21 protein-coding genes and 1 tRNA gene are annotated in these 25,552 nt (G+C 73.9%); 12 read left to right on the top strand and 10 right to left on the bottom strand.

Translation table 11 applies throughout. From position 1 onward, the window contains the following. Positions 1-664: 664 nt before the first annotated feature. The 3 genes from BM048_RS09215 to BM048_RS09205 form a co-directional block, all read right to left on the bottom strand. On the bottom strand, positions 665-1,201 hold the full coding sequence (locus tag BM048_RS09215) for a GNAT family N-acetyltransferase (protein WP_308439524.1): 537 nt from the start codon (positions 1,199-1,201) through the stop codon (positions 665-667). Beyond that, positions 1,198-3,954, bottom strand: a complete 2,757-nt coding sequence (locus BM048_RS09210) for a PAS domain S-box protein (protein ID WP_275407348.1) — start codon at positions 3,952-3,954, stop codon at positions 1,198-1,200. Before BM048_RS09210 ends, BM048_RS09215 begins: the two co-directional genes overlap by 4 nt. A 189-nt stretch (positions 3,955-4,143) precedes the next feature. After that, the gene (locus BM048_RS09205; protein WP_090032577.1) at positions 4,144-4,806 is read right to left on the bottom strand and encodes an SPFH domain-containing protein; all 663 of its coding nucleotides are present in this window, start codon (positions 4,804-4,806) and stop codon (positions 4,144-4,146) included. 840 nt (positions 4,807-5,646) lie between these two features. On the opposite strand from BM048_RS09205, the gene BM048_RS09200 reads away from it, so the two are divergent. After that, entirely contained in the window at positions 5,647-6,774 is a 1,128-nt protein-coding gene (locus BM048_RS09200; RefSeq protein WP_175499434.1) for a PIN domain-containing protein, read from the top strand. Positions 6,775-6,867: 93 nt separating this feature from the next. Here the strand turns inward: BM048_RS09200 and BM048_RS09195 are convergent, their stop codons facing one another. From BM048_RS09195 to BM048_RS09185, 3 genes are all read right to left on the bottom strand, one after another. Further along, complete coding sequence (locus BM048_RS09195; protein ID WP_090032574.1) at positions 6,868-7,086, bottom strand: helix-turn-helix domain-containing protein; 219 nt, start codon at positions 7,084-7,086, stop codon at positions 6,868-6,870. 402 nt (positions 7,087-7,488) lie between these two features. Next, on the bottom strand, positions 7,489-9,414 hold the full coding sequence (locus BM048_RS09190; protein ID WP_175499432.1) for a DUF262 domain-containing protein: 1,926 nt from the start codon (positions 9,412-9,414) through the stop codon (positions 7,489-7,491). 36 nt (positions 9,415-9,450) lie between these two features. Then, positions 9,451-9,918, bottom strand: coding sequence for a very short patch repair endonuclease (locus BM048_RS09185; RefSeq protein ID WP_239078898.1), 468 nt, complete (start codon positions 9,916-9,918; stop codon positions 9,451-9,453). A gap of 117 nt (positions 9,919-10,035) precedes the next feature. Here BM048_RS09185 and dcm point away from each other — a divergent pair, with 117 nt between their 5' ends. Then, positions 10,036-11,406, top strand: a complete 1,371-nt coding sequence (dcm, locus tag BM048_RS09180) for a DNA (cytosine-5-)-methyltransferase (RefSeq protein WP_090032742.1) — start codon at positions 10,036-10,038, stop codon at positions 11,404-11,406. 11 nt (positions 11,407-11,417) lie between these two features. Further along, the gene (locus tag BM048_RS09175) at positions 11,418-12,761 is read left to right on the top strand and encodes a hypothetical protein (RefSeq protein WP_090032571.1); all 1,344 of its coding nucleotides are present in this window, start codon (positions 11,418-11,420) and stop codon (positions 12,759-12,761) included. A 545-nt stretch (positions 12,762-13,306) separates the two neighbouring features. Here the strand turns inward: BM048_RS09175 and BM048_RS09170 are convergent. Beyond that, positions 13,307-14,092 (bottom strand): tyrosine-type recombinase/integrase, encoded by a 786-nt coding sequence (locus BM048_RS09170; protein ID WP_175499430.1) that lies wholly within the window; start codon positions 14,090-14,092, stop codon positions 13,307-13,309. A 521-nt stretch (positions 14,093-14,613) separates the two neighbouring features. Further along, positions 14,614-14,687: transfer RNA gene (locus BM048_RS09160), tRNA-Gly, on the bottom strand. A 123-nt stretch (positions 14,688-14,810) separates the two neighbouring features. Between BM048_RS09160 and BM048_RS09155 the strand changes: the two genes are divergently transcribed. Genes BM048_RS09155 through BM048_RS09145 form a run of 3 tightly spaced genes read left to right on the top strand, consistent with a single transcriptional unit; the run spans position 14,811 to position 18,114 of the window. Beyond that, positions 14,811-15,647: an endo alpha-1,4 polygalactosaminidase gene (locus BM048_RS09155; protein WP_090032567.1), complete on the top strand. Its 837-nt coding sequence runs from the start codon at positions 14,811-14,813 to the stop codon at positions 15,645-15,647. Positions 15,648-15,703: 56 nt separating this feature from the next. Beyond that, complete coding sequence (locus tag BM048_RS09150) at positions 15,704-16,996, top strand: D-arabinono-1,4-lactone oxidase (RefSeq protein WP_275407347.1); 1,293 nt, start codon at positions 15,704-15,706, stop codon at positions 16,994-16,996. Positions 16,997-17,040: 44 nt separating this feature from the next. Next, on the top strand, positions 17,041-18,114 hold the full coding sequence (locus tag BM048_RS09145) for an Rv2578c family radical SAM protein (RefSeq protein WP_090032566.1): 1,074 nt from the start codon (positions 17,041-17,043) through the stop codon (positions 18,112-18,114). Between the two features lie 72 nt (positions 18,115-18,186). On the opposite strand, the gene BM048_RS09140 is transcribed toward BM048_RS09145, so the two are convergent. Then, complete coding sequence (locus BM048_RS09140; RefSeq protein WP_090032565.1) at positions 18,187-18,387, bottom strand: hypothetical protein; 201 nt, start codon at positions 18,385-18,387, stop codon at positions 18,187-18,189. A 74-nt stretch (positions 18,388-18,461) separates the two neighbouring features. On the opposite strand from BM048_RS09140, the gene dcd reads away from it, so the two are divergent. From dcd to BM048_RS18490, 4 genes are all read left to right on the top strand, one after another. Then, on the top strand, positions 18,462-19,037 hold the full coding sequence (dcd, locus tag BM048_RS09135) for a dCTP deaminase (protein ID WP_090032564.1): 576 nt from the start codon (positions 18,462-18,464) through the stop codon (positions 19,035-19,037). 14 nt (positions 19,038-19,051) lie between these two features. Beyond that, complete coding sequence (locus tag BM048_RS18165; protein ID WP_090032739.1) at positions 19,052-20,209, top strand: hypothetical protein; 1,158 nt, start codon at positions 19,052-19,054, stop codon at positions 20,207-20,209. 111 nt (positions 20,210-20,320) lie between these two features. Beyond that, positions 20,321-20,596 (top strand): VOC family protein, encoded by a 276-nt coding sequence (locus BM048_RS09125; RefSeq protein WP_203708906.1) that lies wholly within the window; start codon positions 20,321-20,323, stop codon positions 20,594-20,596. Further along, on the top strand, positions 20,563-20,715 hold the full coding sequence (locus BM048_RS18490) for a VOC family protein (RefSeq protein WP_203708904.1): 153 nt from the start codon (positions 20,563-20,565) through the stop codon (positions 20,713-20,715). The genes BM048_RS09125 and BM048_RS18490 overlap by 34 nt, the downstream gene beginning before the upstream one ends. A gap of 48 nt (positions 20,716-20,763) precedes the next feature. On the opposite strand, the gene BM048_RS09120 is transcribed toward BM048_RS18490, so the two are convergent. Next, positions 20,764-23,916: a hypothetical protein gene (locus BM048_RS09120; RefSeq protein ID WP_139224390.1), complete on the bottom strand. Its 3,153-nt coding sequence runs from the start codon at positions 23,914-23,916 to the stop codon at positions 20,764-20,766. 129 nt (positions 23,917-24,045) lie between these two features. Here BM048_RS09120 and BM048_RS09115 point away from each other — a divergent pair, with 129 nt between their 5' ends. Beyond that, a complete protein-coding gene (locus BM048_RS09115) occupies positions 24,046-24,630 on the top strand; it encodes a hypothetical protein (RefSeq protein ID WP_139224389.1) in 585 nt (194 codons plus the stop codon). Between the two features lie 78 nt (positions 24,631-24,708). Further along, entirely contained in the window at positions 24,709-25,509 is an 801-nt protein-coding gene (locus BM048_RS09110) for an SDR family NAD(P)-dependent oxidoreductase (protein ID WP_090032558.1), read from the top strand. Positions 25,510-25,552 lie beyond the last annotated feature (43 nt).

The following is a 25,552-nucleotide window of genomic DNA, read 5'->3' as shown; positions in this document are numbered from 1 at the left end:
GGCGGCAGCAGCAGTAGAACGTCTGTGCCAAAGCCTAGGAGAAGGACTCCCAGGACACCATGCCACGATCGGGTGTTCTTGCAGGTCAAGTGCCAGAACCGGCTGTGTCGCCACGTCGCGCAGAGGTGACCCGTCCAGCATGCACCGGACCACTGACATGCCGGCTCCGGACCGTTCGTCCTGAGGCCGACCGCCTCCAGCGGGCGACCCCTCGACCGACGACCACCAACCGTTCGACCGCCACGTCGCCCACCTCGCGACGGCCTCGAAGACCCGGGACCGAAGTCCCTGGCGGCCGTCACCCGTTGGTTGTGACGTCACCCACTGTTCGGGTGGAAAGGGGTGCACATGGGACGAATCACCGGCAGACTCGCGTTCCAGCACGGCGTACGACACCTCGTCCACGAACCGCAGGGAGGCCGGCCATGAACCCCACGTCCGAGCAGAGCACCGACGTCACGACCGAGCTCGAGTCCGAGCGGTGGACGAGCGTGAGCAACCCCATCCGCGTGCGCATCTGATTTCTCGCGCGCCCCTCGGGGCCCGCGCACCACGGAGGCCGGGGGAGCAGCTGCTCCCCCGGCCTCCGTCGTCCTCGGGAGAGCGCAGGGCCCCCGCGGCCCGGCGACGGAGCCGCGCCCCGGCGGACCGGCCGACGTGCTCGTCAGCCGCCCAGCCGGCGCTCGAGCAGCAGCACGTCCCGCCAGGTCCCCGCCAGCGGCCCGTGCGTCATGAGGCCCAGCCGCTCGCGCCGCCCGACGACCCGGAACTCGCACGCCGCGTGCAGCGCGAGGCTGCCCGCGTTCTCGGGGAACACCCCGGCCTGCAGCGTCCAGACGCCCGCGGTGGGCGCGGCCGCGACCAGCGCCCCGAGCAGCGCCGCCCCGACGCCCCGCCGCGCGGCACGCGGCGCCACGTAGACCGACTCCTCGACGACGCCGGCGTACACGGGCCGGCTCGACACCGCCGCGACGGCCACCCACCCGAGCACCTCGTCGTCGTCGCCGAGCGCCACCAGCCGCAGGTCGGACCGGTGGCCGACGTCGAACTCCGACCACGAGGGCGGCGACGCGGTGAAGGTCGCGTGCCCCGAGGCGATGCCGGCGGCGTACACCTCCAGGACGCCCTCGGCGTGGGTGCCGGTCATGGCGGTGATCCGGACCGGGCCACCTGCGCGGGCGGGGGAGGGATCGCTGCTCACGCCCGCATGCTGCTACGCGCGGGCAGGTGGCGCGACGACCCCGTCGGCCGCCCCTCGGCCGCCCCTCGGCTGGCGACGCCCGCCAGCCGCTCGGCGTCAGGGCCCGGACGCGGCCGCGGCAGGAGCCCGGCCGCGTGCACGCGGTTCTTGCCGGCCCGCTTCGCGGCGTACATCGCTGCATCGGCCCGGGCGATCACGGCGTCGGCGCTCTCGTCGGGCAGCCCCAGGGCGGTCCCCACGCTCACCCCCAGGACGTGCTCCGCGCCGTCCGCGCGCACCGGCGTGCACAGCGCGGCGACGAGACGCTCGGCCGCGCGGCGCAGAGCCGACTCGTCGACGGCACCGGGCAGCACGACGGCGAACTCGTCGCCGCCGAGCCGGGCGAGCGTGACCGCCGGCCCCACGCAGGCGGCGAAGCGCGACGCGACCTCCCGCAGCACCCCGTCGCCCGCGGCGTGCCCGGCGGAGTCGTTGACGGACTTGAACCCGTCGAGGTCGCAGAACAGCAGCCCGGCCGCCGGCGCCCGCCCGTCCGCCTCGCGCCCGTCCGCGGCGCCCCCGTCCGCCAGCGCGGCGGCCAGCCGTTCGACGAGCAGGGTGCGGTTGGGCAGGCCCGTCAGGGCGTCGTGCAGCGCCTGGTGGCGCAGCGCCTCCTCCGCCTGCCGGCGCGCGGTGACGTCCTCGACGAGGCACAGCAGGTACGGCTCCGCGATCGTCGTGCCGCCCCCGTCGGCGGGTGCCACCACGGTCGCCGTCATCATGCCCCGACGCACGGTGCCGTCGGCGTGCAGGTACCGCTTCTCCTCGCGCGTCTCCGCGCACGCGCCGTCGAGGAACGGCCGGAACGAGGCGCGGCACGCGTCGCGGTCGTCCGGGTGCGTGAGCGAGTGCACGTCCCGCCGCCGCAGCTCGGCCTCGGTCAGCCCGGTGAAGACGCTGGTGGTGGCGTTGGTCCGCAGGACGAGCCCGGCGTCCTCGCCCTGCAGGCCGACGATCATCATGGCGATCGGCGCCTCGTCGAAGGCCAGCCGGAACAGCCGCTCGGAGTCGTGCAGGCGCGCCTCGGTGGCGACCTGCGACGTGATGTCGGAGGCGACGCAGATGGCCCCGTCGCGGTCCCCGTACTCGTCGCTCGTCGGGCTGATCGTCAGCGAGACGGGCAGCGTCGCGCCGTCCCGGCGGCGGTACGTCCAGCGCCGGGCGGTCGAGTCACGCCGGGCGGCCATCGTGGCGACGACCGCGGTGGCGGGCACGTCGAGCTCGGTGCCCCGCTCGACGAGCTCCCGCGGGTCGTGCAGCAGCGCGATCGGCCGCCCGACGACCTCCTCCGCGCGGTAGCCGAGCATGCGCTCGGCGCCGGCGTTGAAGACGGTGATGGCGCCGTCGGTGTCGCACGCGACGATGGCCTGCTCCGTCGCCGCGGCGAGCAGCGCGGCGTAGCGGTCCCGCGCGTGCGTGATCTGCTCCGTCGCGCGCCGCACCGCCGTCACGTCGCGCGCCGCGAGCACCGCGCCGCCGCTCCACCCCGCGCGCGACGACCCCGGCATCGGGTGCGCGCGCAGGTTGAGGACGCGTCCGTCGGGCTCGCCGGGCGTGCGCACGAGCAGGTCCACGTCGTCGACGACCTGGCCGCGCAGGGCGCGCACGACCGGGAGCTCCTCGGGGTCCACGGGCGCCCCGTCGACGTGCGACAGCCCGAAGTACGAGCCCCACCCCTCCCGGTCCACGCCGTCGGGCAGGTCGGGGAACATCTCCTGCGCCGCGGGGTTGCGCAGCACCGCGACGCCGCGCTCGTCGTACACGGACAGCGCGTCGGCCGTCGTCGCGAACACCGTCTCCATGAGGGCGGCGTGGCGGTCGGCCCGCCGCTCGCTGGCGACGAGGTGCTCCGTCGCGGCGTGCCGCTCGTCGCGCTGCAGCGCCAGCACGAGCGTGACCAGGGCGCCCACCGCGACGAACGCCTGCGCGAGCAGCACCCGCGCGGCGGGGCCGTGCACGGCGAACGGGCCGAGCCCGGCCGTGGTGGCCACGACGACGAGCACCCCGACCGGCACGAGGTGCAGCGCCGCCACGGTCGTGTCGAACCGCAGCGCGAGCCACATGCTCAGCGGCAGCACCAGGAAGGCGACCGGCAGCTGCACGGGCTGGGCGAAGACGACGCCGTACCCGACGACGACGACGCCGCAGGCCGCGAGCAGCTCGGCCGGCCGCGCGCGCAGCGGCCCGGCCAGGCGCGAGCGGTCGCCCGCGCGGTCGGCCACCCGCAGCAGCACCGCGGTGAGCACGAAGGTGCTCGCCGCGTTCCGCAGGACCCACGCACCGGCGGCGGGCAGCAGGGGCTCGTCCCGCAGCAGGTGCAGCGCGACCGGTCCGATCCCGGCCGCCGCCACCGACCCCGCGACCGCCCCGGCGACGAGCGCGGCCAGGTCGGCGAGGTCCCGCAGCCGCCACGCCTCGCGCCCGTGCCGGCGCTGGAGGCCGCGCGTCACGGCGCACGCCACGACGGCCTGTGCCGCGTTCGCCGCGGCGAAGGCCGTCCCCAGCGCGCCGCCCGTGCCGGTCAGCGCGTTCGTCGCCCCGGCGATCACCGCGAGCGTGACCACCGCGACCGCGCGGTCCACCCGTCGCGACCAGGCCCAGGCGAGCCAGACGAAGCCGACCGCCGCCGCGGGCCAGACGAGCGCGAGGCCCGACCCGGGCAGCCGCGTCGCCCGGCCGGCGACGACGGCGAGCGCGTACGTGAGCGCTAACAGGACGTGGGCGACGACGGGGTGCCGGACGCCCCACCGCGACGCGCCACGCAGGGCGCGGCCTCACGCCGCTGCCGAGAGTGTCGCCGCCATGCCGCCCTCATCGTCCGGTCCGGGCCGCACCCGTACGCGTTCCGACCGCGACGCCCTGCTGTCCACCCGATCGGGTGACCAGCAGGGCGTCCGCGCCGGTCAGGGCGTCAGGACGACCGTCGCGCCGCCGGTCTCGACGGCCTGCAGCGTCCGCAGCCGCAGCAGGCCCGGCTGGGACTCGACGAGCCGTGCGGCGTTCGCCAGCGCCCGCACGGCGGCCACCTCCGACCGTGCCCGCTCGAGCGCGGCGGCGCCCTGCGCGCGGGCCGTCGCGAGGTCGGCCGCGGCCCGCCGCAGCTCGACCGGCACGACGACGTCCCGCACGGCGAGGCGCTCGACGACGAGCCCGAGACCCGCGACGGCCGGCGTCGCGACGGCGAGCAGCTCCGCCGGGACCTGGGCGCCGGCGGACCGGTCGGCCAGCAGCCCCTCGAGGGTGCGCGCCGCCACGACCTCCCGCAGCGCGAGCTGCAGCGCCGTGCGCACGAACGCGTCCGGGGCCTCCACCGCCTCGTGCCACGCGCGCGCGTCGACGACCCGCGTCGTGGCGGCCAGGCCGACCTTCACCCCCAGCCCGTCGGCGGTGAGGACCTCCTGCGCGGGCACGACGAGGAGCCGCGGCCGGACCGCCACGCGCACGGTCCGCCGCCGGCTCCACGCGACCCACGGCCGCAGCCGGTGACGGCCGGGGCCGAGCTCGGCCTCGAACCGCCCGTCGCGGTACACCAGCACCCGCTCCCACTCCTGCACGACGACCCGCATCGCTCTGCCCTCCCTCCGTCACCCGGTGCACCGTCCGTCGGTCGTCACCGTCACCTGCCCTGCCCTGCCCCGCTCAGCCCTGCCTCACCCCGCCTCGCCCGACGACGAGCGGCCGGGGCGCGCGCGGGCCGGACGGCGCGCGGCCGGACAGGTGCGGGGGACGTCCCGGCGGACCGGCGTCGCAGACCTCACCCGCCGGTGGTGGCCGCGCGCCGCACGGCGGTCGGGAGTCGAACCCGGGCGCGTGACAGGCGCTGCTCCTCTGGCAGGCGCTCGCGGGTGTGCGCAGGACCTGCGACGGCGACGCCGTCCGGCTGCTGCACCCGGAGCGGGAGGACGATAGGACGGGCGACCGCTGCCGGTCACCGCCATTTCCGTCGGGACCGTTCCGGGTCGAGACCGGCGACGGCGTCGCGTCCGGAGCGGGTCGTCTTCCGGTATGCATGCGGGACGACGACAGAGCCCCTGCACCCGTGAGGGGCAGGGGCTCGGTGGCTCCGACGAGGGGAGAGGAGCAGGTGACGGGAATCGAACCCGCGCCCTCAGTCTGGGAATCGGACTCCGTCCCGTTTCCACGCCCTGGTGAGGAAGTGAAACTGCTGGTCAGACGCTTGCGAGCCTACATGGAGACGAATAGAGAGGCACCGATCTGAACCCCTCATGGCACGTTATGGCATGCCACTCGGTTCTCTCCGCCCGGGAACCGGAGCCTCGCGCGTGCCGCCGCACTGCACCGCTGCGAGGCCCGCGCCTGGCTGGGAGCCTAAGCGTGCCGCTCCACCTCACGAGCAACGGCAACTGCTCCGAGGATCGCTGACTCGGATGCCTAGACTCGCCACCGTGGACTTCAGGACTGCGCGCGGGGTCGTCGTTGTCCTCGACGCCACAGAGATCCATCGGGACTGGTTTCTCGCGGGCCTCGAGTTCCAGTTGCTTCGCTTCCTGGCACGGGAGGCGGGCATCCGCCCGATCGTTGTCTCCTCGGTGGTGGCCGAGGCGGTGGCTAATCACGGACGCGAGTACGCAAGGGCGAGGAAGACGTACATCAAGGCCGTGGACAGCCTTAGACGGGTCGGCGGACGGGATACGGCGCCAACACGGAACGTGGCGGAGGAGATGTCGTACGCCGACCTCCTGAGGGAGCGCCTAGAGAGCCTCTGGGTGGAGGTCGTCGGCGTCCCGACCACGCCGCACGACGAGATTGTCGCCCGAGCGGTGTCGCGCAGGCCACCCTTCGACGAGGGCGGCAGCGGCTACCGCGACACGCTGACTTGGATGACCTGCGTGGAGTTGGCCGCCGCGGGCAAGGAGGTCTACCTCGTCAGTCAGGACAAGGACTTCGCCGGTCGAGACGGCACGTTGGCCCCGGCGCTTGCCGAGGAGGTGGCAGGCACACCCGGCTCTGTGACCCTAGTGAGGCATCTCGGCAAGTGGCTCACACCATTGGTCCCTTGGCGCGACGTAACTGATCCCCGGGAGGCGGCGGCACTCGCGCGCGACGAGGAGTTCGCGTCGATCTTCGCGCCATGGGACATGTTCGAAGCCGCGGAGTTCACGGCAGAGGAAGCCGGTCTCCCTCGGGACGCAGTAATCCATGACATCAGCTATCGCGGGAGCGGGCCGCTTGAGCGTCTCAGCCACGCTCGGGATGAAGACGGTGCAGACCGCATCGTCTATGAGTTCCCCATCGAGTTCGAGTTTGAGCTGTCGCTCAGCACCGAAAGCGCGAAGGAGGCCGGCTTCGTCCCAGGTGAAGGGAGTGCGACGGGCGTGGAGGAGATCCTGACGGTCGTGCCGATGGTCGGGGTGATGACGGTCGTCCACGACGAGCGCGATTTGGAGTCACCACTGTATGTGGACTACGTGGACTTCCGCGTCGAGGGTTTGGCAGAGCCAATACCTCGTCAGGAGGAAAAGCCGAATCAGCCAAGCCTGCCCCTCTGGCCCGAGGGCGGCGGAACGGAGTGAGGTAACTCCAAGTCCTGTCCCGACGACGATGCCCGGTGATCGGCGAGCGCCGCCGGACGACCCGGCTGCTGCAGGGGGTCTGGCCGACGCCTACTAGTGCCGACCGAGCCTCGGCACCACGCGAGCGGGCCTCAGGAGATCCTCGAGATCGGCTCTGCGGATGCGGACGACGCGGGCGCCGACCTTGACGGCGCGGAGGTCGCCGTCGGCGATGAGTTTGCGGATGAAGCGCTCGGTGACGGCGAGTTCGTCGGCCGCCTCGGCGACCGTCAGGAAGGGCCGGCCCATCGAGCCGGTGGCGATGGCGGACATGGCGCTCCTTCGGGTGCTCAGCTCGTCACAACGATCGAGTGGACGGATCGAGAAAAGGTGCGGCCTCGGGGGCCCGGTAGGCGGTGAGCCGTGAACGCGCTGACTGGCCGTAGTCGTGTGGCGCGCGCAGGGGCGGCGGCACCGGGAGATGCGTCGGCATGCTCGGGTGGTAGGTCTCCCAGGTCCCGTGGCACTCGGCCCGGCGTGGGAGGTGGCGAGAATCCTGTCGAGGACGTCCCGGTACGCCGTCGCGGGTGTTGCCGCGCCGGGCACGCACTCGTCGTCGACCCCGTCCGTGACGACGTACACGTGGTTGATCTCGCGGCCGCGCGGCATCGCGACGTACAGGTCCTCGCGTCCCATCCCCGGCGCGGCGACGGTGTGCGCGGGCCTTGCGCACGATCACTCGCAGAGCTTGTCAAGGAGGAAGTCCTGGAGGATGGTCCATCGGGCCCGCACCTTCTCGACGTACTGCTCCTTCGTCATGCAGTCAGCGCCGTCCTGGTCCTTGGGTATCTCGAACTCGGACGCGGGCATGAAGAGCATATTCTCGATCGCTCCTGCTGAAGCAGCCAGCGCTGGTGCCCCCGCCGCGCCTGCGCGGGCGAGGAACTCCGGAACGGTCTCGTCGCGCTTGCGTCGGTTGAGCGACTTAGGAATGAGAGCGAGGTTGCCGATCGCTCCGATCGGCCAACCCCCTTCGGGCTCCTGCTGGATGAGTGCCTTCAGTCGCTTGACCGGGAAAATGTGGTCGATCTCGTACAGGGTGTCGGACTCGTGATCCGCATAGGTCATCGTATGGGCGTAGGCCACCTTGAGCAGCAAACGGTCCGCCGAGCTCATGCGCGAGCGCTCCCTCTGCTCCTTGACGACCTCCTCTGCGAACCAGTACTTCAGTTGCTCCTCGAACTGCTCGCGCGAGAGAGGGGTCAAGTAGTACGGAGCGACCTCGACGGCCCGCGAGCCCTTCTCTGTTGGCTCCTTCCAGACGCGAGAGAAGGCAAGCGAGTAGAGTCCTCCGCGCCACTCTCGGCGCAGAATGTCGAGTACGTAGTACTGCGTCACTGCTCGCTTCAGGAGGGGCTCGCGCGCCGACCAGTTGGGCCGCTCACTCCAGGTCTCGGGATCGAACCTGCTTACGACTGCAGCGGCGACCATCGAGACCACTTGCAGCTCGCTGTGGGCGCCGGACCCCGCTTGCGCTGCGTTTAGCTTGAAACCGAGCACGCCCCGGAGTTGCCCTTCTACGAAGCCACAGGCCCAGCGCGCGGCCTCTTCGAACGCAGTAAGTTCGATCTCGTCCGAGCCGGGCTTCTTCAAGAAGGAAGGCAGTGCGGCCATGTCCTCGAGCCGTCGCCCGGCGACAAGCGTGACCAGGGAGAACGCCAAGGACTGAATGGTGTCGGGCTCGGACTCTGCGAATAGGAGAGGTGTGGCGCGAGACAACACCTGGCCAAGTCCTGTCAAGTAGTCGAAGAGGCTGACGGAGTCGCCCAGGTCGTCGGCGTCAATGTCCGCCAACTCATATCCCGACTCAACGATGGTGTCGTACCGGTCCTTGATCGCCTGGCGGATGTCTGGTGACGCCAATCGCGTCTTGTCAGAACTCCATGAGGCGGCGAAGATCTGGTACTTCGTTAGCGGGGCTCCCTGGCTGTTCAGGCGTTTGAAGACCTCTGGCAGCGTTTCGCTCGGCCCCGAATACAGCAGGACAGGAATCTGCACGCCGCTGATGTCGCAGTGCGTGCTAACGCTCGCAAGGAAGACGCCGAGGGGGGCCTCCAGGCGCTCCATGATCGGCATCGTGTACTCAAAGTCGTGGTCATGGGCGACGCGCGCCAAGAGTTTGGACGGAGTGAAGCCGCTCGTGACCTCTACGGTCTTGGTCGCTCGCATCCACTCCATGATGGATGTCTTGACGCTTTCGGCGCTGAGGAAGTCGCAGTCGGGAAGTGCGCGCCGAAACTCCTCCGTCAGATTGTCCAGTGCGGGCCCCTCCAGGAAGTCGCCGGGATCCCGCAGCAGCGGTTCTTCGATGTAGTTGAGCAGTGCGGTAGTCCGCTGTAGACCGTCGATCAGGCTGTAGACCGGCAAGTGCTTCGTGTTCGAGCCGTCGAGGACATCCTCATAGCCTGTCAGTGCTAGGAGTAGCGCGCCGATCGGGTAGCCGAGGCCAATCGATGCGATCAGTTCCCGCTGCTTCGGCTCACCCCAGACCACGCCGCGCTGGAACTGCGGTATGCGCAAGACGTAGCGGTCCGTCGGTGCAGGCGCGCGTCGGGCGGCACGAAGGTCGCCAATAGACCACAGCTCAGGTTTCGTGCTCACGACTCCCCCTCCTTGCCCGGTGTCCACCCCTCTGCCTCACCGATCCGTGGGGTGCTTGCCGAGGATATCGGTCCGTCCCGATAGGGCGCCGGTTATCGAGATGGCCGCCGTCTGTGGTGCTTCGTGCTCCCAAATGCGCAGCACCGTCCAGCCAGAGTCGCGGAGGTGAGCTGCAGTGTCGCTGTCTCGACGGCGGTTCGCTGAGAGCTTGGCCTCCCACCATGCGGCGTTCGAGCGCGGCGCGGTTCCGTGGTCCGGGCATCCGTGCCAGAAGCAGCCGTCGATGAAGACCGCGACCTTGGCGCGGGTGAAGGCGATGTCGATGGTCCGTCGCGGGAGTCCTGGGATCGGGTAGTGGACCCGGTACCGGTAGCCGGCGGCGTGAAGGAGCCTGCGGACGGCGAGCTCGGCGTCGTTGTCCTTCCGTCTGAGGGTGCTCATCCGCCGCGACACCGCCTCGCCCGTGGACCCGGGGTGGGTGGGGACGTGGAAGGTGGGCGGCACTCCACCATCCTCGCCGCGCGAGCCCGCTCCATCCACAGCCCTGGACTACCTCGACGTGCCCACAGCGACACGGTGACGGAGCTTGAGTGGCTCGAACAGACGTTTTACGCTTCGGGTATGACCTCCGAGCCGGCGTTCCGCTTCGCTGACCTGTTCGCCGGCATCGGCGGCTTCGCCGCCGCGCTGGCGGCGTTCGGGGGCAAGGGCGTGTACTCGGTCGAGATCGACCCGGCCGCGGCGAGGGTCTACGAGCTCAACTGGGGCCACAGCCCGCTGGGCGACGTCACCAGGGACGCCACGGACACCGAGATGACCGTCCCCGCGCACGACGTGCTTGCCGCAGGCTTCCCTTGCCAGCCGTTTTCCAAGTCCGGTGCCCAGCGCGGCATGGAGGAGACGCGCGGGACGCTGTACTGGAACATCCTTAACATCGTCAGGGCCCACCACCCCTCGGTGCTCCTGCTCGAGAACGTGCGGAATCTCGCCGGCCCCAGGCATCGTCACGAGTGGCAGGTCATCGTCGAGACGCTCCGCGACGAGGGCTATCGGGTTTCGGAGACGCCTGCGGTCTTCTCACCCCACCAGCTGCCGCGGTCGCACGGCGGCCGGCCGCAGGTCCGCGAGCGGGTCTTCCTCACGGCGACCTACAACCCCGAGGGCATCGGCGCAGGGATCGAGCCGGAGCCGGTCGTGACCCCTCGCACGCGCGTGGACGGGTTCGATCCGGCCTCCGAGTGGTCGCTCGACGACTACCTCGACCCTGACCACCACGTCTCCGGTTGCGACCTGTCCGTTCAGGAGAAGCTGTGGATCGACGCTTGGAACGACTTTGTCGAGCTGATGTGGGAGGAGCGCGAGGGGCGCCGCCTGCCCGGCTTCCCGCTGTGGGCCGACTCCTGGCCCACCACTGCGGCCAAGGCTGCCGACCTGGCTGAGCAGTTCCGTTCGCATGAGACCCCCGCATGGAAGCGGGACTTCCTCGTGAAGAACGCGGCCTTCTACGACGCCCACCGCCGCGTGATCGACCGTTGGGCCTCGAAGTGGGGGGTCTTCACCGAGGCGTTCCCCCCGTCGCGCCGCAAGCTCGAGTGGCAGGCGCAGGACACCCCGCGGCTGTGGGACACCGTCATGCACTTCCGCCCCTCGGGGATCCGCGCCAAGCGGCCCACGTACCTGCCTGCTCTCGTCGCGATCACCCAGACCTCGATCATCGGACCGCGCGGGCGTCGGCTCAGCCCGCGCGAGGCCGCCCGGCTCCAGGGCCTGCCCGACGAGTTCACCTTCGGTACCCAGCCTGCCTCAGCCACGTACCGCCAGCTCGGCAACGGCGTGAACGTCGGTGCCGTCTGGAACGTCCTCAAAGCCCACGTCGCACGTGACGAGGACATACTCAAGCGCACGCCGGTCGGCCAGCGCATCGTCGCCGCTGTCTTGGACGCCCCGAGCTCGCCCGACGACCGCCTCCGGGAGATGCTCGCCGGCCGCTAGCCTCGCGGCTGATGGTCCCGACCGAGAAGTTCCTCCCAGCTGCCTCGAAGGCCGAGGCGGTCGCGCGGCTCTACGCGCTCGCGGGCGCACCACCTGAGCCCCTCGGCCCAGGGAGCACCGAAAAGAAGTCGGTCCTCCTCGCACTCGCACGCCGCCTGAACCTGCCGGTGGACGACCACGCCGCCAAGCCCGTACTCGGTGCCCACCTCGCGCGCGCACTCGACGCCGAGTGGACGCCCGCCGCATGGTCGCGCGGCTCCACGATCACCCTCCACGGCCTGAACACGCTGCTCGAGGCCGCAACCTTCGAGCTCCATCAACGCGCCGTCCGCTCCGCAGTCGAGGAGGCGTTCGCCGAAGAACTCGGCATCGGCGGCTTCCGTCCCGCTCGCAGCAAGCTCGAGGCCGTCAACCGGATCTCCGCCCTGACCCGAAGCGGACCTCAAGACCTCGGCCCCGGCAGCAAGGAACGCAAGTCAGTCCTGGTGGACCTCGCCACCGGCCTCAGCCTCGACGTCGACACGGCGCTGAACAAGGTCGACCTGGGCGCCGCCATCGCAGCACGGCTCGGGGCACCCTGGAGCCCGCGATACTGGTCCACCGGTCAGACCATCACCCTGGAAGGGCTCAACGCGCTCCTGGCCGCCGGCGAACGGCGCCTCGGCCTCCTTGGCCAGGGCCCTGCCGACGCCTTCGCGACACCCGGCGAGGAGGCGCACGCGCTCCTCGCAGCACTCGACGGCGCGATCGACGCGACATGGGACGGTCGGCGCTGCGTGGAGGCGATGCGCGACGCCGAGTTCCGCCACTGGCGCCAGACGGAGTGGATCGGCTGGCACTTCGAGTACGTCGGCATCGCCGCACTCGTCAACACGTTCGGCGGCGGGCCCAAGCGCGTCCTCAACACCTCGTTCGACTACTCGCTGCGCACCACATGGGACCTCAAGGCCCACAGCACTGGCCGAGAGAACGCAGCGATCCTGAACGACCTCGACGCGATCGAGGCTGGCCTGACCGAGCCAGGCGGGCTCGGCTTCATCGTGCTGACGGGCGACCCCGACTACTCCGACAGCGTGGCGTTCGACGCCTGGCATCGCGAGCAGCGGAGCGCTGGCCCGGCCCATGAGCGTTCCCGCGCCCTCAAGTCCGGCTTCAGGCCACTGCGTCTCGACGCGTACCACCTGCAAGATCAGCCCACACTCGAAGAAGCCATGCGGCATGGGCAGTTCACGGTCATGGCGCAGGGTAGACAGCCGGACGGGAATGCACGGAAGCCGAAGCTGAAAATCCGCTTCGACGCGGCGAACGGGTACGGCGGCTGCAGGGTGGCGTCGCGCTCCTTGACGACGGAGTAGCGACGCGCCGGCCTCGTCAGCTCGCCCGGACCTGGCGAGACTCGCGAGATAGACGACTGCGAGCGGCTCTGGTGGCATATCCAGGCCCACGCAGGCGAGACGTTCCACACGATCACGGGTCTGCCCTTCACCTACGCCGTGCCCGGCGACTTTCTTCGGGTTACGCGCGACGGCAAGGAGATCAACCGCTCTCTCTCCAAGACTAACTCCCGCAAGGCCGCCGAGATGATGCCGACGGACGGACCGGGTGGGCTGAGGGGTCGCCAGGGAGCCGCATACGCCCGGGCGATTTTCGCCGACTCACGGGTCTCGGACTAGATAGCGCGACCAATCACGGGCTTGTCGGCACCTCGAGAGCGTGCTCATCAACTGGATGGTGGCTGCGTCCTCTTGGCGCTGCGGTGCGAGAACAACCTCGAGCCGCTTGGCGATGCGGTGTTGGGCGTCGCCGGCGGCGTGCTGGTAGTGGAGGGCTGCGCGGGGTGTGGAGTGGCCAGCGCGCTGCATGAGCTCGGGGAGTGTCGCCCCGGTGAGTGCGACGAGCGTCAGCGCCGAGTGGCGGAGGTCGTGCCAGTGAGGTCGTCGCGGCCGATCGCTTGGCGGGCGCGGGCGAACATCGTCGAGCGGCTGCCGCTGGTGAGCGGGCGGCCCGACGCTGTGCCGTAAACGAGGACGTTGCCTAGTTCGGGCGTGACGCGCGTCATGTGCTCGGCGAGAACCTCGAGAGCCACGGCCGGCACGGCGACCGTTCGGAGGCCGGCGCGGGACTTCGTCGCCGAGAACGGGCCGTCGCTGCCTGAGCCCGAGCGCGCGAGCGACTGCTCGACGCGGATCGTCCCCGCCGCGACGTCGACGTGCTTCCGCTGGAGCGCGAACAGCTCGCCCGCCCGCCGTCCAGACAGGAACGACACCACGACGGCCGCGCGGTAGCGCTCGGGCATAGCGTCGGCGAGTGCCCACAGCTCGGCCGGCGCCAGCACCCGCCGCTCCGTCCGGTGTCGGGAATCGCGCTGGCTCGCGCCTTTGACCGCGCACGGGTTGGCCGGGATGAGCCCATCGGACACGGCCTGAGCCATCCCGGTGTGCAGCAGCCGGTAGGCCTGCGCCGCCTCGGTGTGGCCGAGGTTCCGTCGGCTCTCGCGCAGGCCCGCAACGACGCCACCGGTCGCCTCAAGCCACGCCTCGCGCAGCTCGACCAGCATCCGCCCGGTCGCCGCGACCGCGCGCGCGTTCTCGATTGCCCACGTCCGGATCGCCGCGTTGACGCGCTTCGGCGTCGACGCCGCCCGCGACCACCGGTCAGCGGCCCGCCGCGACGCCTCGGCCAGCACGGCGGCGTCCCACTCCCGCACAACCGCCGGCGTCACCGACGCCAGCGACTGCGCTCCAACCGCACGGCTCGCTGCCGCGCCTTGCCCACCACGGGCACCTCAGCGTCGATCCACCGCTCGAGCGGCCGCGAGTACAACGCCTGCGTGCTCGGCGCCAGATCCGTCCGGGTCGCGATCCACCCGCGGAACCACTCCCCAAGCGGCTGCTCGCCCAGCCGCGGGTCCCGCCATACGCCGCGCGCCATCCGCGAGACCTCGTGCGCCAGCTCCTGGTCCGCCTCCACCTTGGTCGGGAACGTCCCAGGGTTCGCAGCGCGCCGTCAGGCCCCGTAACCGCGCCTGCCACCTCCCGGACGGCAGTCGGCGGACGGCGCCAGAGGCGCGGCGGTGGCGTCGGGATGCGGTCGCAGCGGTCATGGTCGGACCTCTTCGCTATGGCACGTTATGGCTCGAGCCGACCAGCAGAAGGGGGCCAGCAAGGTCTGACAGGGCCGCCGTAAAGCCCTGACCTGTGGAAATACTGGAGCGGGTGACGGGAATCGAACCCGCGCTCTCAGCTTGGGAAGCTGAAGTTCTACCATTGAACTACACCCGCGCGACGGCCCCGCGGGGCTGTGCGCCGACGATCCTACCTGCTCCGCCGGTACGGCTGTGCCGGTTCCTGGGGTCGCCCGGCGGGTGGTGCAGGACGACCGCGCCGACCGTGGGAGGACCGCCGATGGGCGACCGTGCCCGTGCGCGCGCCCGGGGCGGTGCACGACGGCTCGTGGGCGTGCTGCTCGGGCTGGTGGCGCTCGTCCCGCTCGTGGGCTGCACCCCGGCCGGCGACGAGGCCGCGTCCGCACGGCGTCTGCCGCCCGTCGACGCCGTCGTCGACTACCAGCTCGGCGGCGCCTACCCGCCGGCCCCCGGGATCGACGGGGTGGTCCGCGACGCCACCGACGTCCCCGCCCCCGGGCTCTGGTCCGCGTGCTACGTCAACGCCTTCCAGACCCAGCCGCAGGAGCGCGACACCTGGCTGGCCGACCACCCCGACCTCGTCCTGCACGGCGACCGCGGCACCCCCGTCGTCGACCCCGGCTGGCCCGACGAGCTGCTCCTCGACACCTCCACCGCCGCCCGGCGCGCGGCCGTCGCCGAGCGGCTCGACTCCGTCCTCCAGCGCTGCGCCGACGCCGGCTTCGACGCCGTGGAGCTGGACAACCTCGACTCCTGGACGCGGTCCGGCGGGCGGCTGACCGCCGACGACGCGCTCGCGCTCGCCCGGCTCGTCGTCGCCCGCGCCCACGGCCTCGGCCTGGCCGTCGCGCAGAAGAACGCGGCCGACCTCGGCGCCCGCGGCCGGGACGAGGCCGGGTTCGACCTCGTGGTCGCGGAGGAGTGCGTGGCGTACGACGAGTGCGCCGCCTACGCGGCCGTCTACGGCCCGCACGTCCTCGACGTCGAGTACGTCCCCGACGACGCGCGCGCCGGTGCAGACCCCGTCGCCGGCTGGGCCGACGCCTGCGCCGACCCGACCGGCCGTCGTCCACCGTGCTGCGCGACCGCGCGCTGAGCACCCCCGGCACGCCCGGCCACGTGGCGGAGACCTGCCCGACCTAGTCTGATCCGGTGACCCTCGCTGACGCCGCCGTGGACGGACCGACCCTCACCAACTGGGCGGGCAACCTCACCTACTCCGCCCGCGCCGTGCACCGGCCGCGCAGCGTGGAGGAGCTGGCCGACCTCGTGGCGCGCGCGCCGCGGCTGCGGGCGCTCGGCAGCCGCCACTGCTTCAACGCCATCGCGGACTCCGACGAGCTCGTCGTGCTCGACGCGCTGCCCGCGTCCGTCGAGGTCGACACCGCCGCGCGGCAGGTGCGCGTCGTCGGGCCCCTGCGCTACGGGGAGGTGGCCGCGGCGCTGCACGCGCAGGGCTGGGCGCTGGCGACGATGGCGTCCCTGCCGCACATCACCGTCGCGGGCTCGACCGCCACGGCCACGCACGGGTCCGGCGACGGCGTGCAGAACCTGTCGGCGGCCGTGGCCGGGCTCGAGCTCGTCGACGGGACGGGCGAGCGCCGGACGCTGACCCGCGCCGACGCCGACCTCGCGGGGGCGGTCGTGCACCTGGGGGCCATCGGCGTCGTCACGGCGCTGACGCTCGACGTCGAGCCGACCTACGACGTCGCCCAGGAGGTCGCCACCGGTCTGCCCTGGGACCTCGTCCTCGCCGACTACGACGCGGTCACCGCCACCGCCGACTCCGTCAGCCTCTTCACCGACTGGTCGGGCGACGCCGTCGGGCAGCTCTGGCGCAAGCGCCGCGTGCGGGCGGACGGCACGGAGGACCCGCGGCGGGCGCCGGCCGGTGCCGTCCCGTCCACCGTCGCCCTGCACCCCGTCCCGGGCGGGGACCCGCAGAGCCCGACCGAGCAGCTCGGTGTCGCCGGGCCGTGGCACGAGCGGCTGCCCCACTTCCGCATGGAGTTCACGCCCAGCGCGGGGGAGGAGATCCAGTCGGAGTACCTGCTCCCGCGCGCGCACGCCGCCGAGGCGATGCAGCGGCTGCGGGACCTGTCGCCGCGGATCACGCCGCTGCTGCACGTCAGCGAGGTGCGCACCGTCGCCGCCGACGACCTGTGGCTCAGCACGGCCTACCGCCAGGACTCCGTCGCCCTGCACTTCACGTGGCAGCGGCGCCAGGAGGAGGTCGAGGGGGTGCTGCCCGCCGTCGAGGAGGCGCTCGTGCCCCTGGGGGCGCGGCCGCACTGGGGCAAGGTCTTCACGGCCGAGGTCGCCGGTTCGCCGGCCGCGCTCGCGGCGGCCTACCCCCGGTTCGACGACGCGCGCGCCCTCTTCGCCCGGTACGACCCCCAGGGCCGGTTCCACAACGCGTGGCTGGAGCGGCACGGCCTCGTCTGAGCGAGGGCTTGCGGCGGGACTCGTACGCGTGTTCGAATGACGGCATGCGGTGGGACGGGCAGCGGGTCGGCGGTGACGGGGGGACCGACGGCGACGCCCTGCCCGGGCTGGCCCTGCAGGGGCTGGTCCGCAGCGTGCGCACGCCGGAGTTCGCCGGCGTCACGTTCCACGAGGTGGCGGCCCGCAGCGCGCTGAACAAGGTGCCGGCGGCGTCGCGCATGCCGTTCCGCTGGACGGTGAACCCCATGCGCGGCTGCCTGCACGCGTGCACGTACTGCTTCGCCCGGCCGACGCACGAGTACCTCGACCTCGACGCGGGCCGCGACTTCGAGACGCAGATCGTCGTGAAGACCAACGTCGTCGAGGTGCTGCAGGCCGAGCTGGCGCGGCCCTCCTGGCGGCGGGAGCACGTGGCCCTCGGCACCAACACCGACCCCTACCAGCGCGCCGAGGGCCGGTACCGCCTCATGCCGGGGATCCTCGCGGCGCTGGCCCGGTCCGGCACGCCGCTGTCGGTGCTCACCAAGGGCCCGCTGCTCGCGCGGGACCTGCCCCTGCTGCGGGCCGCGGCGCAGGACGTCCCCGTGGGGGTCTCGGTGTCGCTCGCAGTCCTCGACCCGGTGCTGCAGCAGTCGGTCGAGCCCGGCACGCCGGACGCGCGGGCCCGCCTGCGTCTCGTCCGGGCCGTGCGCGACGCGGGCCTGGACTGCAGCGTCCTGGTCGCGCCCGTCCTGCCGTGGCTCACCGACTCGCAGGAGCACCTCGACGCCCTGCTCGGCGCGCTCGCCGACGCCGGCGCCACGAGCGTCTCGATCATGCCGCTGCACCTGCGCGGGTCCGTGCGGCCATGGTTCCTGCAGTGGCTCGGCCGTGAGCACCCGGTCCTCGTCGGGCGGTACGAGGAGCTCTACGGGCGGGGCGCGTACGTGCCCGAGGGGTACCGGACCTGGCTCCGCGAGCGGGTCGCGCCGCTCCGCCGGAGGCACGGCTTCGACGACGACCGGCCGTGGAACCCGGCGCGCACGCCCACCACCGGCGCCGAGGGCGCGGTCGACGCGCACGCCCTCGAGGCCGCGGTGGGTGCGCCTGCCGGTGCGGCGCAGCCGACGCTGTTCTGACGGCGCCGTCCTGCGCGGCGGCGCCGGGCGGGGGTGCCGGCAGGTCGGGTCCAGCAGGTCGGGTCGGCAGGGTCAGTCCGGCGGCTCGACGGCGTCGGTGTCCTCCTCCGGCTCGAACGTCGAGCCCTCCTCGTCGACGAGGTCGAGCGCGCCGACCTGGCCGTCGGCGTCGGGCGTGGGGTCGTCGTCGCCGGGGCCGGGCTGCGCGTCGAGCTCGGCGGAGAGCTGCTCGAGCTCGGGGTCCTGGCCGGGGAGAGGTGTGGTCTCGCTCATGCCCGCCATCCTGCGCCCGGACGGCCCGGTCCGCGCGTCCGCGGCGTCGGTCCCGGCCCGGCTACCGTGACCCCGTGCTGCTCTCCGACCGCGACATCCGGGCCGAGCTCGACGCCGGGCGCATCGCCCTCGAGCCCCTCGACCCGGCGATGCTGCAGCCGTCGAGCATCGACGTGCGCCTCGACCGGTTCTTCCGGCTCTTCGACAACCACAAGTACCCGGTCATCGACCCGGCGGCGGAGCAGCCGGAGCTGACCCGGCTCGTCGAGGTCGACGGCGGCGAACCCTTCGTGCTGCACCCCGGCGAGTTCGTGCTGGGCTCGACGTTCGAGCAGGTGACGCTGCCCGACGACATCGCGGCCCGCCTCGAGGGCAAGTCCTCGCTCGGCCGGCTCGGCCTGCTCACGCACTCCACGGCCGGCTTCATCGACCCGGGCTTCACGGGGCACGTGACGCTGGAGCTGTCCAACGTGGCGACCCTGCCGATCCTCCTGTGGCCGGGCATGAAGATCGGTCAGCTCTGCTTCTTCCGGCTCTCGTCGGCGGCGGAGAACCCGTACGGGTCCGCCGCGTACGGGTCCCGGTACCAGGGCCAGCGCGGGCCCACGGCGTCCCGCTCCTGGCAGGGCTTCCACCGCACCGACGTGTGAGCCAGGTCCTGCCCGTGCCCGAGTCGCTGCTGCCCCGCCTGCCCGCCGACGACCCCGAGGTGCGCTCCCGGCACCTGCTGGCGGTTCCGGACGGCGTCGGCATCGACGAGGTCGAGACGCTCGCGGCCAGCCGCTTCGTCGGCAGCGGGTGGTCCGCCGTGCCGGAGCCCGCGCGGGGGCGGCGGCCGCTGACCACGGCGCTGCGCGTCGTCGGGCCGCGCACGCTGCCCGTGCGGGCGCTGCGGCTGGGGCGGTCGTCGCGTCTCGTCGGGCCGTACCGGCTGGAGCCGGCCGCCGGCGTCATCCTCGGCCTGCCGGAGGACATGACGGTGGCGTGGGTGGTGCACGCCCCGCGCGAGCGCGGCGGGCCGCCGGGCCCCGGCGGGGATCGCGAGGGCCTGCGGCGCGCGTTCCCCACGGCCGCGCCGGTACGCGAGGAGGAGCGCGTGCTGCGCTGGCTCGTCGACGCCGCCCGCCGCCTGACCGGCGCTGTCCGGACCGCGGAGGAGGAGGACGCCGGCGGAGTCGTGCTGGTCCCCGACCCGGACGCCGCCGTCGACCTGACCGTGCTGACGTCCGTCTGGGTGGAGCCCGACGACCTGCGCCGCCTCGTCGACGCGACGGTCACGGCCCCGCTCGTCGAGCCGCCGACCGGCCCGCCGCCGCCCTCCCCGGTCGCCGAGCGGGCGGGCCGCCGCGGGCGGCGCGTCGCGGCATCCGCCGTGCCCGACCTCGCCGCGCTGCGGGCCGCGCTGGAGGAGCACGGCGTCACGGACGCCGAGCGGCGGCACCGGCTCCTGGCGGACGCGCGCGACCTCGACGCGGCGGTGCTCGCCGACCCGCCGCCGCCCACCGGTCACGGCGTGGTCGTGGACCTCGACGTGGACGGCGTCGTCGCGGTGGAGGTGTCCGTGCGGGAGGACCCCCCGCTGCTCGTGCGCGACCTGCCGTGGGCGCAGGGCGAGGTCGTCGCGTACCGGGTCCGGTGGGAGCCGCCGGACGTCGCCGAGCTGGGCCTCGAGCGGACCTCCCGCGAGCACCGCGGCTCGCGCAGTCGGGCGACCGGCGCGGTCGGCGCGCTGGCGCTGGCCGTGCTCGACGTCGTCGGCGGGGAGATCGTCGACGAGGCGGACTTCGTCGTCGACCCCGCGGACGTCGTCGCCGTGCCCTGAGGGGCCGCGCCCGCGGGCCCGTGCCGGCCCGGCCGACGTGACGGACGGCGGACGCGGACGACGTGCCGCCCGGCCCGATGAGTTCCCGACGGCGGGCCGGTCTGCACGCCCATGACCACCACCGCACCGGCCGTGACCGCCTCCCTCACCACCGCCATGTTCACCGTCGCCGACCAGGACGCCGCGCTCGCCTTCTACACCCGGCGCCTGGGGTGGGAGCTCCGGGGCGACACCCGCTTCGGCGCCGACGGCGAGGGCCGGTGGGTCGAGGTGGCCCCCGCCGGCTCCGTCGCGCGCCTGGCGCTGAACCGCCCATGGGCGGCGCACCCGGCGGGTCCTCCATCGGCATCGAGGTGGCGGACGTCCTCGCCGAGCACGCCCGGCTGACCGCCGTGGGCGGCCTCGACCTGGACCCCGCGCCGCAGCAGGTGCCCGGGTCGCCGCTCATGTTCTCCCTGCGCGACCCGGACGGGAACCACCTCTGGGTCGTCTTCGCCAGCGCGTAGGGGACCGGCCGCGGCGCCCGAGGGAGGTCTGCCGGACGGTCGTGCTGCTCAGCCGCGCGCGGGTGCGGGCTCGGCGGTGCGGGGGTCGTGGGGGTCCCCGTCACCCGGCGCGTCCGCGGCGTCGCCGTCGGCCTGCCCCGCGCCACCGTCGTTCCCGACGTCGTCGGACAGGTCACCGGGCTCGTGCCCGACCTCGTGCCCGTCCCCGTCCGATGCGGCGGCCCGCACCGTCGTCCCGGCGAGCACGCCGACCATCACCCCGGCCACCAGGGCGAGGACCACGGGCGTCCAGGCGGCGGCACCCACCCCGACCAGCGCCGCGCCCAGGACGGCCCCGGCGACCACGGGCACCCGCCGTGCCGCCCGGCGCAGGACCGCCACCGCGGCGACGAGCACCACCGCGACCAGCACCAGCTGCGGCAGCAGCGCGCCGGCGAGCACGGCTCCGGCGACGAGTGACCCGTCCGCCGCGACGACGGCCCGCGCCGCCACCACCGTCGCTGCCCCGCCCGCGAGCGCGGCCAGCAGCGGCGCGAGCACCTGCGACGTCGCGCCCCGCCGACGCAGGGCGGCCCAGGCGGCGGCGACCACGGGCGGCACACCGGCGTCCCGGGAGGGCTCGCCACCGCCGGCCAGGCCGTCGCCGTCGCCCTCGCCCTCGTCCTCGTCCTCCACCGCGGCCCAGCCGCTGCGGGTACGGGCGGTCCCGGCTGCGGCGCCGGCACGCCCGCGGACCGGCTCCCCCTCCCACGACGAGGCGTCGGACGTCGCCCAGCCCGCCGCTCCCGGACCGCCCGGCCCCCAGCCGTCGCCGGCCCAGCGGTCGTCGTCCCAGCGGTCGTCGTCCCACCCGTCGCCGTCCCAGGCCGTCAGGTCGACGACACCGCTCTCGGCCCGCGCGCGCCGCTCCCGCACGCGGTCCCGCCACGCGTCGCGCACCCGTACGAGGGCCGCGCCCCGACCAGGACGGCCTGCCGGCGCGAGCTCCTCGCCGAGGGGCTCGTCGGCGGGAGCGGGAAGGCTGTCCCCGCCGACCGCGACGGCGGCGGCACGGCGTCGCGCCAGGAGTCCGGCCGCGGCCGGTGCGAGCAGCAGGAGCAGGGCCGCGACCGCCACGAGCCGCAGCGTCGCCGTGGCCCCGATCACGGGCGCCGCGACCACGTGCGTCGGCCCGACGCGCACCCACTCCTGCCGGACGGTGCCGAGGGCGCCGACGGCCTGGGCGCCCGACGGGTCGTCCGTCCCGCGCGCGTACCGCTCGATGACGACGTCCACCGTGCGGGTCGCCGACCCCGCGACCGCCGTCACCACGAAGCCCTCCGCGCGCAGCGCCGCGGCCACCGCGTCGACGTCCGCGGCCGGGGCCACCCGCACCCGGACGCTGCTCACCGCCGCGTCGGCCCCCCAGGCCTCACCCCACGCCACGTCCGCGATCGCGGTGGCCCCGGCGTCGGCCAGCCCGACCCCGGCCAGCGTCGGCCGCAGCGCCGCCGCCCGCAGCGGCCGCCCCGCGGCGTCGGCGACGAGGACCGGTGCCGGCACCGCCAGCCCCAGGGGTGCCGTGCCGCCGGTGCCGTCGTCGAGCAGCCCGGGCAGGTCCGCCGGGTCGTAGCGCGCGACGGGCGCGAGGAACGTCCCCGCGAAGAACCCGTCCTCGTCGGCCGCGGCGGAGCCCGTACCCACCTCGTCCTGGAACGCGGCCTCGCGCCCCACCGGGGTGCCGTCGGACGCCGTCGTGATCCCGACGCCGCCGTCCCAGAAGTCGTCGCGGTCCGGCGCGACGAACCCCTCGGGCCGCAGGACGCGGTCGCCGTCGCTCTCGCGTAGCGCCGGCACCGGGGTGGTCGTCGTCGCCGCCAGCACCGCGGGCAGCCCCCAGGTGTCCTGGGCCGAGGCCAGCCGGTCGGTGCTCGGCACCTGCTCACCCGGCCACACGACGCGCTGCGCCCGGGACAGCAGCGGGTCGGCGGCCTGGGAGACGTCCACGACGGCGGTGCCGACGGGCTCACCGACGCCGTCCTGCACCCCGGCCGGCGGCAGGAACGTCTGCAGCCCGGGTCCGCCGATGACGCCCACCTCGCCGAAGCCGGCCGTGACCTCCGCCGTGAGCCGCAGCTGCGGGGACCGTCCGGCGGCGACCAGGACGGGCGCGACCGGCGGCTCCGGCCACGGCGGCTCCTCCTCGGAGTCGTAGGACACCCACGGCCCCTCGGTCCGGGCCGCCTCCTGCCGCTCCCACATCGCCCGCAGGGCGTCGACGAAGGGGGTCGCGGGCTGCTCGGCCGCCCAGGCGGCGAGCGACGGCACGTCGTCCGCCCCCGCGGCGGCCGCCGAGACCAGCGGGTCGAGGAACGCGCCGGCCTCGCCCAGCAGGGCCCGCTCCGCGGCGGGGTCGACCAGGGTCACGCGCGACCGCTCGCGCGGCGTGAAGCCCAGCGCGAAGGAGATGAGGCCCTCCTTGGCGGTCGCCTGCGTGAAGCTCGAGCTCGTGCCCAGCGCCGAGACCTGCACGGCCGTGCGCGGGTACGTGCGGCACGGCGCGGACTCCGGGTCGTCGGCGGAGTAGACCTGCCGGTCGACCGTGCAGGACCACCCGTCGGGCAGCGCGGCGACGTCGTCGTCCACCACGGGCGGCAGGTCCGCGTCGTCGATCACGGCCACCAGCCGCCGGTGGTCCACGACGCGCTCGCCCAGCCCGTCGTCGGTCGTCCACGTCAGCTCGAGGCGGTACGCCTGCGGGTTCGGGGTCGTCGTGTTGGACCGGTCGACCGGCACGACGAACGACACCTGGTCCGCGTCGGCCACGTCGAGCAGCACCTCGCCCAGCGGCGCCGCGACCTCCACCCCGTCGACGGCCCGGACGCGGGCGACGTCGTCGAGCCCGAGGCGCTCCGGGAGGTTGGCCAGCAGGGCCGGCGGGACGTAGCCGTCGAGCACGGCCTCCGTCCCCGGCGCCGTGACCAGCAGGTCGTAGGCCCCGCTCGTCGCGGGCGCCCGCTCGGTGACGGCGCGGGTCACGACGGGGTCGGCGACGAGCGCCGCCACGGCGGTGGCGCCGACGAGCACGGCCGCCAGCACGCGCGCCGGACGGGCACCGCCCGCGATCGCGCCCGCGCGCAGCCGGGCCAGCACGCCGGTGCGCACCGCGTCCCACCGGGGGCCGCGCCGCCACCCGGGGAGGTCCTGGCCCCCTGGTCCCACGGGTGGACGGTACCGCCGCGGGACCCGGGGCGACGAGGGCCGCAGCCCGCAGCACTACCTGTGGCCGCGGTCCCTGCCCGGAGCCGCCGCCGAGATGCCGCCGCCCCCCGTGCCCGGTAGACACGCCCCATGGGTGTGCTGACGCGATCGGTGACGCTGGGCCTCGCGGCCGGTGGTCGTTCGTCCACGGGGTTCGCGGTCCCCGCACTGGTGGCCGTCAAGGGCCGCCGCGGGCCGGGGGCGGCCCTCGTGCGCCTCGCCGCGGGTGCCGCGCTCGTGGGGGAGGCGGTGGCGGACAAGCTGCCCACGACGCCCAGCCGGCTCGCGTGGCCGATGCTGCCGGCGCGGGTGGCCGCGGGCGCCGGCGGCGCCGTGGCGCTGTCGGTCCTCGAGCACCGCCGTGGCGGCGCGCACCTCGTCGCCCTCCTGGCCGGTGCGGTGGGCGGGTACGTCGGCTCCGTCGCCGGTGCCACGTGGCGGCAGTGGGCCGCCGACTCCTCCTCCGAGTGGCTCCAGCCCGACGTGCGGGCCGCGCTGGTCGAGGACCTCGTCGTCCTCGACACCGCCAAGACGCTCGTCGTGTCCTCGCCCCGGAACGCCGCGCACGACGACCGGTACGCCCCGCGCCCCACGGCACCGCTCACCGGCTCCGCCCCCGCACGCCGGCCGGCCGGCCGCACGCCCGTCGTCGAGCTGGCGTACCGCCGGCCCTGAGCGCACCTCGCCCGGCATCGTCCGGGTGTGCACGACCCACACCACCCTCCGCAACCCCCGCTGGAGAGAGGACCTCGCATGGACCTGGGCATCGACGGACGCGTGGCGCTGGTGACCGGCGCCGACTCCGGGATCGGCCTGCACACCGCGGCGCTGCTGCTCGACGAGGGCGCCCGCGTGGTGCTCACCGACGTCGACGCCGAGCGCCTGGAGAAGGCCGCGGCGACGCTGGACGCCCCGGCGGACCGCGTGCTCACCGTCGCCGCCGACCTCACGGAGGCGGGCAGCGCCGAGCGGGTCGTCGCCGCGGCGACCGAGCGGTTCGGCGCGGTCGACGTGCTGGTCCACGCCGCCGGGATCACCGGCGCGCAGGGCCTCTTCCACGAGATCGACGAGGACGGCTGGCGGCAGACGCTCGAGACGGACCTGTTCGCCGCCGTGCGGGCGGTGCGGGCCGTCATCGACGGGATGCGTGCGCGGGGCTGGGGACGGGTCGTGCTCGTCGCCTCCGAGGACGCGGTGCAGCCCTACCCCGACGAGCTGCCGTACTGCGTCGCGAAGGCGGGCGTCCTCGCGCTGGTCAAGGGCCTGTCGAAGACGTACGCGTCGGAGGGCGTGCTGGTCAACGCCGTCTCGCCGGCGTTCATCGAGACGCCGATGACGGACGCGATGATGGACGAGCGCGCGGACGAGAACGGCACCTCGGTCGACGAGGCGATCCGCTCGTTCCTCGCCGAGGAGCGGCCGGGCATGGAGCTCGGCCGCCGCGGCCGACCCGAGGAGGTCGCCGCCGTCATCGGCTTCCTCGTCAGCGAGCGTGCGTCGTTCGTCAACGGCTCGAACTACCGCGTCGACGCCGGGTCGGTGCAGACCATCTGACGCGCGGGTGCGCCGGCCCGCTCGCCGGCCCGCTCGTCCGGCC

This window comes from Cellulomonas marina, from assembly GCF_900111925.1.
Classification (GTDB): domain Bacteria; phylum Actinomycetota; class Actinomycetes; order Actinomycetales; family Cellulomonadaceae; genus Cellulomonas; species Cellulomonas marina.
This window is presented reverse-complemented; position numbering and strand designations above follow the sequence as displayed.

Coding starts and splice junctions, on each gene's coding strand:
- BM048_RS09205 (WP_090032577.1), bottom strand. CDS start 4,806: ATGCGGGTCGTCGTGCAGGAGTGGGAGCGGGTGCTGGTGTACCGCGAC.
- BM048_RS09195 (WP_090032574.1), bottom strand. CDS start 7,086: ATGTCCGCCATCGCCACCGGCTCGATGGGCCGGCCCTTCCTGACGGTC.
- dcm (WP_090032742.1), top strand. CDS start 10,036: ATGACCTCCGAGCCGGCGTTCCGCTTCGCTGACCTGTTCGCCGGCATC.
- BM048_RS09175 (WP_090032571.1), top strand. CDS start 11,418: ATGGTCCCGACCGAGAAGTTCCTCCCAGCTGCCTCGAAGGCCGAGGCG.
- BM048_RS09155 (WP_090032567.1), top strand. CDS start 14,811: ATGGGCGACCGTGCCCGTGCGCGCGCCCGGGGCGGTGCACGACGGCTC.
- BM048_RS09145 (WP_090032566.1), top strand. CDS start 17,041: ATGCGGTGGGACGGGCAGCGGGTCGGCGGTGACGGGGGGACCGACGGC.
- BM048_RS09140 (WP_090032565.1), bottom strand. CDS start 18,387: ATGAGCGAGACCACACCTCTCCCCGGCCAGGACCCCGAGCTCGAGCAG.
- BM048_RS09125 (WP_203708906.1), top strand. CDS start 20,321: ATGACCACCACCGCACCGGCCGTGACCGCCTCCCTCACCACCGCCATG.
- BM048_RS09115 (WP_139224389.1), top strand. CDS start 24,046: ATGGGTGTGCTGACGCGATCGGTGACGCTGGGCCTCGCGGCCGGTGGT.
- BM048_RS09110 (WP_090032558.1), top strand. CDS start 24,709: ATGGACCTGGGCATCGACGGACGCGTGGCGCTGGTGACCGGCGCCGAC.